This is a genomic window from Castellaniella sp. (assembly GCF_034674885.1).
In the GTDB taxonomy this organism is placed as follows: domain Bacteria; phylum Pseudomonadota; class Gammaproteobacteria; order Burkholderiales; family Burkholderiaceae_B; genus Castellaniella.
Genome location: NZ_JAUCDS010000042.1, coordinates 1 through 13,617 on the forward strand (window position 1 = coordinate 1; position 13,617 = coordinate 13,617).

Annotated in this window: 7 protein-coding genes and 1 CRISPR repeat array; of the genes, 1 reads left to right on the forward strand and 6 read right to left on the reverse strand. The window is 62.4% G+C overall.

The window, feature by feature from the left end:
* The first annotated feature begins 228 nt into the window (after window positions 1-228).
* Window positions 229-3,979: direct repeats of the CRISPR family, unit length 28 nt; unit sequence TTTCTCAGCTGCCTGTGCGGCAGCGAAC.
* Window positions 3,980-4,108: 129 nt separating this feature from the next.
* From cas6f to csy1, 4 genes are read right to left on the reverse strand one after another with little or no spacing between them, the layout of a single operon-like run.
* Window positions 4,109-4,675, reverse strand: a complete 567-nt coding sequence (gene cas6f, locus VDP74_RS14810; RefSeq protein WP_323000415.1) for a type I-F CRISPR-associated endoribonuclease Cas6/Csy4 — start codon at window positions 4,673-4,675, stop codon at window positions 4,109-4,111.
* 5 nt (window positions 4,676-4,680) lie between these two features.
* Entirely contained in the window at window positions 4,681-5,706 is a 1,026-nt protein-coding gene (gene csy3, locus VDP74_RS14815; protein WP_323000416.1) for a type I-F CRISPR-associated protein Csy3, read from the reverse strand.
* Between the two features lie 36 nt (window positions 5,707-5,742).
* Entirely contained in the window at window positions 5,743-6,786 is a 1,044-nt protein-coding gene (gene csy2 / locus VDP74_RS14820; protein WP_323000417.1) for a type I-F CRISPR-associated protein Csy2, read from the reverse strand.
* Complete coding sequence (csy1, locus tag VDP74_RS14825) at window positions 6,783-8,156, reverse strand: type I-F CRISPR-associated protein Csy1 (protein WP_323000418.1); 1,374 nt, start codon at window positions 8,154-8,156, stop codon at window positions 6,783-6,785. Before csy1 ends, csy2 begins: the two co-directional genes overlap by 4 nt.
* A 478-nt stretch (window positions 8,157-8,634) precedes the next feature.
* Between csy1 and VDP74_RS14830 the strand changes: the two genes are divergently transcribed.
* Window positions 8,635-8,949 carry a HigA family addiction module antitoxin gene (locus VDP74_RS14830; RefSeq protein WP_323000419.1) on the forward strand — a complete coding sequence of 105 codons (315 nt, stop codon included), beginning with the start codon at window positions 8,635-8,637 and terminating at the stop codon, window positions 8,947-8,949.
* A gap of 32 nt (window positions 8,950-8,981) precedes the next feature.
* Here VDP74_RS14830 and cas3f read toward each other — a convergent pair whose 3' ends face one another.
* Both cas3f and cas1f read right to left on the reverse strand, forming a co-directional pair.
* Window positions 8,982-12,377 carry a type I-F CRISPR-associated helicase Cas3f gene (gene cas3f, locus VDP74_RS14835; RefSeq protein WP_323000420.1) on the reverse strand — a complete coding sequence of 1,132 codons (3,396 nt, stop codon included), beginning with the start codon at window positions 12,375-12,377 and terminating at the stop codon, window positions 8,982-8,984.
* Window positions 12,374-13,381 carry a type I-F CRISPR-associated endonuclease Cas1f gene (gene cas1f, locus VDP74_RS14840; RefSeq protein WP_323000421.1) on the reverse strand — a complete coding sequence of 336 codons (1,008 nt, stop codon included), beginning with the start codon at window positions 13,379-13,381 and terminating at the stop codon, window positions 12,374-12,376. The genes cas3f and cas1f overlap by 4 nt, the downstream gene beginning before the upstream one ends.
* Between the last annotated feature and the right edge of the window lie 236 nt (window positions 13,382-13,617).

A 13,617-nucleotide genomic window follows, 5' to 3' on the forward strand; every position in this document is an offset into this window, starting at 1 on the left:
CCGGCGCCCATGCGGCCCAAACCTACCATGCCGATCTGCATGTGAATCTCCGTGATTTCCGAGCTGCCTGTGCGGCAGCTTGCTTCTGCGAGATATTACCGTCATCGTCCGGGTTGTCATCAACGGCCTGTGCGCAAGACGGGAGGACCGCGCACGGCATGACTCCGTTTCTCCGCCATCTGTGCCCGCAGCGAGCTTGACCTGGTCATCGCGCAGCGGCTCCCCGTATTTCTCAGCTGCCTGCGCGGCGGCGAACCCGGCTGGGTGCAAAGGCTGATCTGGCAAGAATTTCTCAGCTGCCTGTGCGGCAGCGAACATCCACGGGCTGGCATGGGTGGGCATCCGCTGTTTCTCAGCTGCCTGTGCGGCAGCGAACGGGTCGCATGAACACGCGCGACGTGTTGATCATTTCTCAGCTGCCTGTGCGGCAGCAAACACCCAGGTAGCGGTCAACGGAGGAGGCCTCGAATTTCTCAGCTGCCTGTGCGGCAGCGAACACTTGCTCAATTACGCCGCCGTGGTCGATGACTTTCTCAGCTGCCTGTGCGGCAGCGAACGCGCCGGCCGCGTCCACGGGCGAGTTGATCGTTTTCTCAGCTGCCTGTGCGGCAGCGAACCCGGGAGCAGCACGCCGCGGCGCTGTCTGGGCTTTCTCAGCTGCCTGTGCGGCAGCGAACCGTGATTCGCTGCTGGCGCTCTTCTTCCATCTTTTCTCAGCTGCCTGTGCGGCAGCGAACGGTACCGCTCGAATCCAGCGCGTAGTGTGAGCTTTCTCAGCTGCCTGTGCGGCAGCGAACCAGCAGCAGTTTCCCATCCAGTTTTCCCTTCTTTTCTCAGCTGCCTGTGCGGCAGCGAACCCTCGAAATCCACGCTCATGTCGATGGTCTCATTTCTCAGCTGCCTGTGCGGCAGCGAACCTGGACCGGAGATGTCGTGGACGTCGAGCACCTTTCTCAGCTGCCTGTGCGGCAGCGAACGGTGGCGCGGAAGCCGTGGCCATGGCCCGAGATTTCTCAGCTGCCTGTGCGGCAGCGAACCCGGTGGAGCGCAGGTCGGCATCCCGGTCGATTTTCTCAGCTGCCTGTGCGGCAGCGAACTGCCTTGAAATCGTCCGACGCGCTGTCGAATTTTTCTCAGCTGCCTGTGCGGCAGCGAACTTTTCAAGGACGGCACAAAGACCACCTTTGCATTTCTCAGCTGCCTGTGCGGCAGCGAACAGCATGGAGCGCGATCAGTCGCAACAAATCGCTTTCTCAGCTGCCTGTGCGGCAGCGAACGTCGCGCAGCCATTCGTCGCGCAGGCGTTGCATTTCTCAGCTGCCTGTGCGGCAGCGAACTGCGTGTGTGGCGGCCCGGGGCCTATCACAACTTTCTCAGCTGCCTGTGCGGCAGCGAACGGGGCCGGTGGGCACGCCTTCGTGCAGCTCATTTTCTCAGCTGCCTGTGCGGCAGCGAACACGTCCAGGCCCTTGATTTCCAGCGTGTTCAGTTTCTCAGCTGCCTGTGCGGCAGCGAACGCGGCGGCCCCAGCATTCCGACCCAGGATCCATTTCTCAGCTGCCTGTGCGGCAGCGAACCCTCGTAATGCTTGATCAGTGCCAGGCAGTCATTTCTCAGCTGCCTGTGCGGCAGCGAACACCCCGCGACGCCCGCCTTTACAAGGACGACATTTTCTCAGCTGCCTGTGCGGCAGCGAACCGCTGCGCCAGGAGCGGCGGGAACCAGGTCAATTTCTCAACTGCCTGTGCGGCAGCGAACAAGCCGGGCGCTTTTATCGTCATTGGCCGCCTTTTCTCAGCTGCCTGTGCGGCAGCGAACGCCCAGCCGAGCTTGTATTGAGTGTCGATCCATTTCTCAGCTGCCTGTGCGGCAGCGAACCGCACGACCACGATCATGATCAGCGTCGACACTTTCTCAGCTGCCTGTGCGGCAGCGAACGCCCTGGATCTCGATCCTGGCGTATCTGCTGTTTTTCTCAGCTGCCTGTGCGGCAGCGAACCAGCCATTCCCGGTCGATGGCTTCGATCTCGTTTTCTCAGCTGCCTGTGCGGCAGCGAACGTAAGTTTGGCCCACTCGCCTGGGGGCGTGTATTTCTCAGCTGCCTGTGCGGCAGCGAACCTCCCGGCGCTTGCCAACCTTTTGTCCAGAGATTTCTCAGCTGCCTGTGCGGCAGCGAACCTTCAACTGCCCATACAGCCAGTTCGCCTTCATTTCTCAGCTGCCTGTGCGGCAGCGAACCGAACAGGTCATCCCGGAAACCGAGGGCGGATTTTCTCAGCTGCCTGTGCGGCAGCGAACGCAGGAACATACCAAAGGGACTCGGTCGGGCCTTTCTCAGCTGCCTGTGCGGCAGCGAACTCCGTGCAGATCGCCGGACCCTGGTCTGCCGTTTTCTCAGCTGCCTGTGCGGCAGCGAACGGTACGCCGCGCCCAGGTCAGCTTGCGCGGCCTTTCTCAGCTGCCTGTGCGGCAGCGAACGCACTGGCGGCATCGGCACCGGCGACCGGGTATTTCTCAGCTGCCTGTGCGGCAGCGAACACCAGCGTCGAGCAGACGCCCACCATGCGCCATTTCTCAGCTGCCTGTGCGGCAGCGAACTCCGACACGTAGTAGTACTGGCGCTTCGGAATTTTCTCAGCTGCCTGTGCGGCAGCGAACTGGGCGGCCGACGAAAACGCGCTCACGCCCTATTTCTCAGCTGCCTGTGCGGCAGCGAACGCAACATCGACCAGGACGCGCTTTCGATGGTTTTTCTCAGCTGCCTGTGCGGCAGCGAACATCTTCAAGGCGCTGCGCATGGATGCGAGTCATTTCTCAGCTGCCTGTGCGGCAGCGAACTTGCGCATCAGGGTGTTGAACGTTTCCGACTTTTTCTCAGCTGCCTGTGCGGCAGCGAACGAGGGTGGGGAGATTGCGCACGAGGCGCAGGCTTTCTCAGCTGCCTGTGCGGCAGCGAACTGATTAATCTCGCCAGCCGACAGTGTGGACGTTTTCTCAGCTGCCTGTGCGGCAGCGAACGTACTCACCGGCAAGCCTTGCATTCGCAGCAATTTCTCAGCTGCCTGTGCGGCAGCGAACTGCGCACCAGCGATTTTGAGACCCGTGTCGCTTTTCTCAGCTGCCTGTGCGGCAGCGAACACGCGCTGCCCTGGCGTCCAGAGTGTTCCGGTTTTCTCAGCTGCCTGTGCGGCAGCGAACGAAAACCTGTTCATGGGTGGCGACCGCGAGCTTTTCTCAGCTGCCTGTGCGGCAGCGAACAAGAGGTCACGCGCTCGCGGCCGATCCTCGAATTTCTCAGCTGCCTGTGCGGCAGCGAACCTGGTCAACGCCCGGTATTTCCAGGTCCGGCTTTTCTCAGCTGCCTGTGCGGCAGCGAACATCACCCGCGCCGACAGGATTCGCAGGCGTGTTTTCTCAGCTGCCTGTGCGGCAGCGAACGACGATGCGGCCCTGGAAGAATGCGTCGAGACTTTCTCAGCTGCCTGTGCGGCAGCGAACACGCCCTGGCGCGCGAGTGGCTGGTGGACTACTTTCTCAGCTGCCTGTGCGGCAGCGAACGTAGTTGGAATCCTTGTCCAGCTTCTCGGTGGTTTCTCAGCTGCCTGTGCGGCAGCGAACGCGGTCTTGCCCGCTGCCGACGCCGGCAATCATTTCTCAGCTGCCTGTGCGGCAGCGAACCCGCCGTTCCTCACGATCACGGCCTGGCTGTCTTTCTCAGCTGCCTGTGCGGCAGCGAACGGGTCGCCGTGGGTGATTTGCGGCCATTCGATTTTCTCAGCTGCCTGTGCGGCAGCGAACGGGTTTCTTGCGATGCTTTCCACCGGGATCAATTTCTCAGCTGCCTGTGCGGCAGCGAACGCGCCAGACACCGACGCCACCGTCTTGCCGATTTTCTCAGCTGCCTGTGCGGCAGCGAACAAGCGCGGTGACCTCACGCGCTTGAAGGATCATTTCTCAGCTGCCTGTGCGGCAGCGAACTAGAGGCAAAAAAACCTAACTTATTGATTTTTTAAAGATCAATAGCAGGAAAGCACGAAACACCCAAATTCCTGGGTGTTTCGTAACCCACTGATTTATAAGGGTCTTAAAAACCCCTTCAGAAAAGGGTCAGAACCAGGGCAGTGTGGCCGTGCTGCTCAAGCCATAGGCGTTGAACACGCCGGCCACGGGCTGGGGTGCCGCGTCCCCTAAGGCCAGGAACAGGCAAAACCGCTGCCCCGTGCTGGCGCTGCGCAGCTGCACATAGGGGAGATCCGGCTGCCGTTCCACGCCATCGGGGATGGCCTGCACTGCCTGCTCGTAGGTTTCCCCCTTTCTGCGCATTCGTCGATGACGCAGACGCTCCGCGCTGGTCTTGAACTGGCGACGCAGCAGCCGGCGATGCTGGACATCCCGTGGCACGGCAGACAAGGCCCCCAACTCCACATGGTCACGCATCCCTCGGAGCCAGTCGGTGGACAGCAAGGCATTCAAGGCACTGTCGCTGCCATGCACCCGCATGATCCGCCCCAGGGTGCGCGGCTGCATGCTGTACTGAGGGAAACTGACTCCGATTGCATCCGTACCCAGTCCCACCAAGGCGCGGTGAAACTTGGCATACAAGGCCCCCAGCAGGTGGGCCTGGCTGAATTCGGGATCAGGCAGCAACCCGACGTCGATGTAGTGGGTGCTCATGGGCATCACTTCCCGGCATCGCCGAACACGCCGCCCCGCACCAGCACCGCCATGACGAAATGCTGCTGCTCGATATCGGGGATCTTGTCCTTGAGCACCCAGTCGTCGAACAGATTGTAGAAGTCGAGGCTCGGCTTGACCTTGGGCTGGCGATAGGCCTTGCCTTGCGTCGTGACGGAGCCATACGGCTCCACCGCGATGGGTCCCAGACTGTCCGCCCCGCTGTACCAGTCATCGATGGTCCGGATGGCATTGCCCAATTTCTGGGAATGGATCGCGGCCACGCCGCCCACATCGTAGAGCGTCTTGCTCTTGTCGCCCCGGCCCCGCTCCAGCACCAGCTCCTGGGAGGGGAAGACTTCCTGCCCCGCCCCGATCCGGGCGAAAGCCGTAACCTGCAGCAGGACGTGCCGCTTGCCCGCCAGACCGCCCGCGATCAAGGCCGCCACGGCATCCCGGTCCGCCTGCGCGTCGCCCGCCTCGAAATTCCTCAGCCCCAAGGACAAGGCATCGAAAGTCCAGCTTTGCGTGACCCTCCCCCGCTCCAGCAGGGAGACAATCACGCTCACCTCTTCGGCACCGACCCGGTTGCGCCACAGGAAACGGCCATTGGCGAGGTTATGGGCATACCGGCGCGCCAGTTCGGTGAAGCCATTGGCCTCGACATAACCACCCACCACCTGCAGCAGCTTGGCCTCATACTCCGCGCCATTGCAGGCGGAAGGTTTCCCGGTTCCGGGCAGCACGCGCAGCGTGAAGCTCACCTTCAGCGTATCCGCATCGGCCGGCAAGGCGGCCACGTCCACCGTCTGCAGGTTCGGGTTCTCAATCGCGGCATCCAGCTTGGCGGGATCCTGCTCGGCGGCCTTCAGACGGTTGGAAATCGTGCCGCGCACGGACTTTTCCTTGATGCCGACGGCAGGCCACTGGTCGGCTTCGGACTGATCATCCCACTGCCCCGCGGCGAACAAGGCATCGGACGGGTCCAGCTTGCGCTCAAACGCAAGGACGGAAGCGGTTTTCAAGGACATGGCAGATTTCCTTTCCTGATGAATAGTGGATTGCAATCAAAGGGTTTCCGCGCTCATCGGCGGATAGAATGGATACTCGGCGTCACCGTCCTCCAGCAAGGGCTCATAGCCGTTGCAGCAGCGGTAGAGTCCGTCATCATGCGCTTCGCCCCACCAGAGCAGGTCCTGTACGCGTTGCAGACGATGCGGGCCGATCCACTGGCCGATGGAATACACGCCCTCCACGAACCGGAACGGTGTGGTCTGGTCGCGCGCATTGGCGACCTGCCCACCCGCGTATAGATCCGACAAAGCGGCATAGCCGACAGGGATGGGCACGATCCAGCCCGATCCCTCGGGCCGATCATGGGTCCAGATGACACGATCTTTCTCGTCCCGGCCACTGCGGTAATTGAAACGGGACAGATCCAGCCAGGCGTCCAGCACGGTGGCCTCCGGATCCTGCAGGCGCAGTTGCTCCAGACGCCGCTGCAGCAAGTCATCCCGTCCCACCAGAGCGAATCCCGGCAGCCACTGGCGACGCAAGCGCCGGAACAGTGCCTGCCGCTCCGCTTCCTGGTCGGGCCAACCGATCAGCGACGGCGTGACTCGAATACCGGGGCCAGGTTTTGGCGGCAACACCGACCCGCCGGCAATCCGCATGGCCTCCACCAGATTCCGAATATCCCAGGCGATTTTCTGGCGCAATGCCCCATCACTGTGAAACAGGGGATGCGTCTCGCCCTCTTGCTCGATCACGCCCAGCTGGAATACCAAGGTCAGGTCCAGATGGATGCGGCCTTCTTCAACGATGGCGGCCGTGCTGCCATCCTTGTCCACCGGATTACGAGTCAGGCGGAAAGTCCGCACGTAACCCTCCTGGGTCTGCTCCTGATGCCAGTGGCAGATCACCCCGATCTTTTCCAGCTTCAGGGGGATATCCGCCTGCGCCAGTTTGCGCCCCAGCGCCCACATGAAACCCAGAAAGGCCGTCATGGATGGGAAGCCATGCGTCAACGAGCTGGAAATCGCATTGGCATTCTGGACACGCACATGCGGCAGAACCAGCAAGCCGTCGGGTCCTCGGTCTTTCAGATTCATACGGTGCCCTCCCGCGTCGGGATGTAGTGCGGCGCATCCCGGTCTGTCCGCAGTTCATGCAAGGCACGCGCCCAGCCTGCTTCATCCTCATCGAGCAGCAACTCTTTTTTCCAATGACGGTGCTCGATTTCTCCGACGTACTTGAAATGCTCCCTGAGCCGTTCGTTCAGCCAATTACCGAAGCGGTGGCCGATCTGCGCCGGCCAGTCCATGAACAGCCAGCCGCTGCGAAACTCGCTGTCTTCTTCGGCGCGCCATGGATCGAGCCAGAACCGCTCTTCACGGACCAGCACGCACCGAGGATCCGCCGTCCAGCCCGTGGGCAAGCTGCGCCGGATTTCGCTGGCCATGGCGACCAGTTCATCGATCAGACGATCCACATAGGCATCCACCCGATTTCTGGTTTCCATGTTGGATGGCGGGTCTTTCCGCAGAAAACGCAGCAAGGCTCGGAGAGTCGCCCTCACATCGCCATACCGCATCAATACAGGCCCGAACACAGAGGTCACGCCCCAGAACTGGCGGTACACGCTCAGGTCCCATTGCGGGGGCAATGAACCCAGCAGATAGCTGACCCCGCCACGCTCGGAGTTGAGCTGAGAAATATTCTGTGGTTTCGTACCGCCCAGCTTGCGCACAGCCAGCGCGGGATAGTCACGGAAGGCCCCCTCGTGCTCCCTGCCCTCCCTTCGCGCGGCCCGAGCGGCTTTGTTGGCCTCGCCAAACCGGTCTTCCTGGAGCATCTCGTGAACGGACTGAGCCAGGGATGTCGCATACAACGGGGCCAGCAGGTGATATTGCGCATCATCGGCGGCGTCTTCACCCGCCAGCCAATAGATCTGCTTGGCCAGGGCATGGCTTGCCACATTTTCATCGCGGGCCTGCACCAACCCCACAAACGCCGATTGCCACTCCTTCGCCTTGGTCTCATCATCACTCAGCGCCTGTACCACGGCCGGGTCATCCTCCGACAGCCAATCCAGGAGCGTACGGCCATCGACCTCCAGCTTCAGGAATTTATAGACATCCAGCGCCGCCGCATTGCCGACCACGTCGCTGGCAAACCCGGCTCCCAGCAAATGACTGCCCACCACCGCGTGAGGCTTCATCCTGGATGGCTCCACGAACAGGTTGGTGCCTCGCGCGTCGGGATGCACCGCCTTCAGAGCATGCGTTACCGCCTGGATCTGGCGGACACGCCGGGCGGCATCTTCCAGCCAGGCGGCGGGCTGGTATTGGGCGACCAGGTCCTCCCGCTTGGGGTCTTCCGTTGGCAGCTTCGAGAGTTTGGCTTCCAGGCGATCCTGAAGAAAGTCGCCAATCGCTGCTTGAAGCCGCTGCACACGGTCTCTAGCGAAGATCTGTGCCATCTACACCTCCCTTCAAGACTATTGGTACCCATCCACTATTACTTTAAAATCCCCTGAGCAACATGAGCACCCAGTGTCGCCCAGAGGAACGTAGATTTAGGGGCTCTTCAGAGCCCTAGACAAGTAAGCGCTGATGCTTGCTAGTCATCCTGCCTCCTTCAGAATTCCACATCACCCGTGGTTGGTAAGCTGAGCCAGCTTGTGATGCCCGGTCTGAGGCAATGGCTTTCCACTCCGATGCCTCAGACCACCTCATCAAGACAACTTCCTCTTTATAAAATTCCAATAAGCCGTAGGCTGTACTCTTGGTACTATAAGTTGATTGTATGTCCGTATAATAGCAGACACTCTGCCGCATAGGTAGCTCAGAAAAATAAGCCGTAGGCTGTCCATGGAACCTCATCTGCTGTACAAGCAGTCTTATCATGGCTTCTTATGATCAAAATCGCAGTGATCTCTCAGGAGCAAGGATCCAACCATGGCAGTCAAAAACGGCATGCGCCCCGTACATCCCGGCGAAGTCCTGCGCGAGGACTACCTGATTCCCCTGGGGATGAGCGCCAATGCGCTGGCTCGCCACCTGCTCGTCCCGGCCTCCCGCATCAACGACATCCTGCTCGAACGGCGCGGCATCACGGCAGATACCGCGCTGCGCCTGGCCCGTTATTTCGGCGGTGACGCGCAATCCTGGCTGAATCTCCAGGCCTCTTTCGATCTGCGAACCGCGGAACTGAACCCAGAATTGCGGACGGCGCTGGCAACGCTCCGCCCCATGGAATCCGTTCCAGCATAAGCGGCGACCTGCCGATCCAGCTTCCAGTCCCATCACCCCTTCACTGAAAACCCCAGCGCCGGATGCCAGAACCAGCCTTGCTCACTGGCGGGCAGCGTAGCGCGTGCATAGCGCTGGGCGAATGCACCCAGGGGCAGACCCAGGGCCTCGGCCTGATCCGCCATGCAGCGCGCGAAATCCTCCTCCACACTCCAGCAACCGATCCCCTCGCCCTGAACCATCGCGTCCGGCACATCCCGGCGCTGGTTGGCATCGATGCGGACATGAAGTTCCTGAAACTTCCGCTCCCCCTCCTCGACTCGGCACAAGCGGAGCACATCATCCTCATCGGGCAACCAGACCACCTCCACATCGGGCTGGGGCTGATCACGGAACGGCTGCGCCTGCTGCAGGAAAGCGGTCAGTCGCGCATGGTCCCGCAACCAGAAGCTGGTGGCGTTCAATGCAGGCGCCCGCTCCGGCGGCAGCATCTGGAGCTCCATCCGGACATGTTCGAGATCGACCAGATTACCGGCAGGCTGGCGATCCAATCCGGCGCGCGCGACGATTCGCGGCCGCGCGTCGATGGGCATGCGCTGATCGCCATCCAGCCAGGGAGCCAGTAGCGCCGTCAGACGGTGCGGCCGCAGGGGATAGTCCGGACTCTCGAAACCCGGTCGGCAAAAAGCAGGCTGGCCCGGCCGGTCGAAATGCTTCAGATTGCTGTCGCACACCAGCAGATTGGGCTGTGACACGGCCTTGTCACGGCGATGACGCCACACCCGGCCCGCGAGCTGAATCAACGACCGCATCGAAGAGGGCTCGACCACGGCCCAGTCATAGTCGTGATCCCGTCCGACTTCGGTCACGGGGGAGCCCAGCACGACGAACAATTGATCCCGGGCCTCCACCGCATCGATGCGCCGCCGCACGTCGGGCAGGTCGAACACCGCGGCCTCACGACGCCGATCCAAGGCGGTATCCAACAGATGTTCGATCCGGGATCTCAGGAACAACGGAAACCGGGCGTGGTAGACGCACAGATGGATGTGCACTCCTGGAGGCGCCCCCAGGCGGAACAAGGCCAGGGCCACCTCGAACAGCGGATCGATATTCGCCATGCGGATCAGACCGAAGCTGATCCGCTTGCCACCATGCGGGTCTTCAGTGCAATGCAAGGCATGCAAATCCAAAGCGGCATCCCGCAGGAGGCCGGCAAAGGCGCTCCGGCGGCCCGCCTGATCCAGCTTGCCCAGTTCTCCAGGTAACGGCAGCGGGCGAGCCATGCGGCGTACCGCCTGCCCTCCCAGCCGCCGGGCACGGTCCGCAGCAAAAGCCTGGTGCGCCTGACCGAATCGTTCCGTATCCGGACAGTCCGCGTGGGTCTGCGTGAATTCATCGATCCAGAGGCAGCACACGGAAGGCGCTTCCGACGGCCGGGCACCGCGATTGCGCTGGAACCAGCGGCGGCCCTCCAGGTAAGCCATAAACAAGCCCTGGATCAGTGCGGGCGGCAAGGTCGCCGAGGACACCAGGACACGCGCACCCAGCAAGCCTGCCCAGTGCACGAGACGAGCCAGCGCCGGCAGGTCGGCCAGATCGAAGTCGTCCGGCTCATCCAGCACCAGGTCCCCCGTCATCAAACGCAGCATGGGCGCGATCTGGCGGCCGCCGCGCAAACCCTCCGTGGCCGGTGTCAGATGATCGACGGTGCAGACCAGCAAGGGCGCCGCCAGAAAGCGGCGGACTCCGGCATCCTTTCCCAGATGATCCAGCACCGGATGGCGGTCATCGCCTTCGTAGACGACATGGGTGGTCTCGTCCAGCAAGGATTGCCGGGAGGCGGAACCGCTGTCTTCGGCAAGCTGCGCGTAATACTCGAACAGCTCGCGGCTGGCCGCGCCCCCGACCCGGATGGCCAGTTCGTCATCCGGCAGGCCCAGGTCTTTCTGGAAGCTGCGCCCCGTCTGCAAGGTCAGCGCGCGCAGGCCGACGGCGAATGCGCAGCGCAGGCCCAGCACGGGATCGGCCAGCGCGTTCATGATCCGGGCATTCCCCAGGGTCTTGCCGGAACCGGTCGAGGCCATGTTGACGATGAATGCGCCCTGATCCGCCGCGCGCGAGCGCACCCCGGCGGCGAGATCAGCCGCCTTGTCCTGCCAGCGGAACGCAGGATTCAGGCTGCGTTTTTTCAGCCCCCGGTGCCCGACCAAATGGCGCAGATCCCGCGTCAGGATCGGCAGCGAATGCACGATCCGGCCCGCATGCAACTCGACGCCCAGCAGATGCTCGTCCAGCGGCTGCAACAATGCGCCGGTCTTGCGCCGGGTATTGGCGAACAAGGGAAAATCCTTCTCTCCCGTGGTTCGATCCTCTTCCGCTTCCAGGCTGGAATAGTGATGATCCCCCAGCATCAAGGCCAGGCGCGATACATGCATGATGTAGGGATCGCCCAGGCAGCCCTCGATCCCCGGCAGATCCGCCAACAGATCCCGGGCGATGCGCGCGGCCCGCTTGCGCCATTTCAAGGTCCTCACCGGCAAGCCATGGGGGAATTTCCAATAGGGCTCGATCTTCCTTTTGGATATTGCCGGCTGTTCACCCCAAGGCTCGTTCCAATCCGCGTCGATCTGGCTCAAGACGGCATCCAGGGTCCGGCCACTCACCCCGCGGGGTGATCGTCCATGCCATAAACGCGTCGACTCGGGAGATTCGCTTGCGCTGTACGGCAGGGCGGGCAGACGATGGTGCGTCAGCACCAGCCAGGCCACCGCCTGAGCCAGGGGAGGCAGCCCCTTGCCCGACGAAGCGAACGGCTTGGCGTCGCGCGCAGCCGCATCCAGGCCGTCACGCAACAGGCGGCCTTTCCTATGATCCAGCCAAGGGGCCTCGAAACGCCCTCCGTCGACGTTTTCCTCGCCCCCATCGACCAAGCGCCTCAGCCACCCCGCATCATCATCCTGGCCGACAAAGGCCTGGAACAGACGCACGGAGACCCACTCATGGCGATAGCGGTTCCTTTCCCGGGGTGCCGTGTGCCGCAAACGATCTTGAAAGGACTGGGTCGCCTTGCCCAGGTCGTGCAATAGCGCGGCCAGGGCGGCAATCCTGCGGATCGTCCGCAGGCTGTGCCAATCGTTCTCGTCGCCGCGCCGCAAGACGTCGCTTGCGGTCGTGTTCGTCGGCACGGCGCCTTCGACGTTGAACTGCCGGGCATCGCCGACGATCCACAGCAGTTCGCTATGATCACGGCCCCGGATCCAATGACAGGCCACAGCGGTGTTCTTGCGCGCCGTCTGGCGCAGCAACTTCCTCAGGGTATCCAGGCCTGCCCGGGTCATCGCAGTCTGCCATGTCCGATCGCCCCGCCGCTCGGCAAATTGATCCAGGATCCGGCGTGTTTCCGTCAAAGCCCGCTTGCTGCATTGGGAAACCAGCAGGACATTCATGTCTTGCCTGCTTGGTCCGAAGCGACCGGAGCAGCCTGGCGGGCGGTCGTCATGGCGATTTCCTTGATCGTATCGATCATGAAATCCAGGGACTCGCCGCGCGTCAGCGCCTCGATGCAGTTGCGGCGGAACTGCTGCTCATCATCGCCCCGCATGGCGGACAGGAAAGCCTGTGGCAGGATGCCGGCGTCCTTCACCAGGTCCGCCACGTCGAACACCAGCCCGCCACGACGCGTCTTTCCATGCAGGACCGCCAGACCATGCGGCAAACCCAGCACCCAGCATGCCGTGGCGCCCAGCCCATAGGCAAGATAATTGCCATGATCCAGGAAACGGTTGGCGGGATCGATGCCGGACCCGCGTTTGGCCCGGGTGAAGTCTTCGCCATAGCCAACCGCATCGACGGCCAGCTTGAACAGCGCCTTGGTCAGTCTGGCTTCCTCGGTCAGCAGATCGACTGTTTCACCGGCCTGGTCGACACGCCGCGCGCTCTGTGCCAGCAAGCCGTCCAGCCGCTCGACATTCACATTGAAGCCGGACTCCCGCAAGCCCGCCTGGCTCCACTCTGCGTTCAGACGCCGGATGCGGGCCTGCTGCAGAGCCTTGGCGGCGGCCAGCCGACGGACATCATCGAACCAGAATCCCACCCATGCCTGCAGGTATTCCGTCGGCCGGTATTCACTTTGCGGACTGAGCCAGGCGACCTCGACGTCGACTTCGTTGGCGGAGAACAAGGGCGTCCCGCCGCCTCCGCAGAAGCCCACCAGCACGCCGGCCTTGGCCAGTTCCCGCATCGCGGCCTGGGTGATGGAAGTGCCTGTTCCCAGCAAAATGCTGGTGGTGTTGGCGATCGGTATGTTCCAGTACAGGGAACGCTTGCCCGCGTCCGTCACATACTCGACGCGGCCTCCGTTGACCAGAACCCGGCAATGCTCCAGGTAGTAGATATTGGCCCGCTTGGAGTGCAGGATCGTCTTGAGGTCGGAAGCCGCGATATCATCCATGAATCCTTTTGTAACATAAAGGACGAGGACCGCATAGAAAACTCTGGGGGCCAGCCCGTCTTGCAAACTTCCGCGCAGCTCACAGGCCGACGCGACGCCCTCATCTCGGCAATCTCACCCCTTCCCGGCCGCCCCCGCCGCCGCCAGCACGCGCCGCACGAACACGGCGCACATGAGGACGAAGGCCAGCAGCCCGATGACGGTGGCGGCCGATGCGAACCCGGGCCCCGCCACGG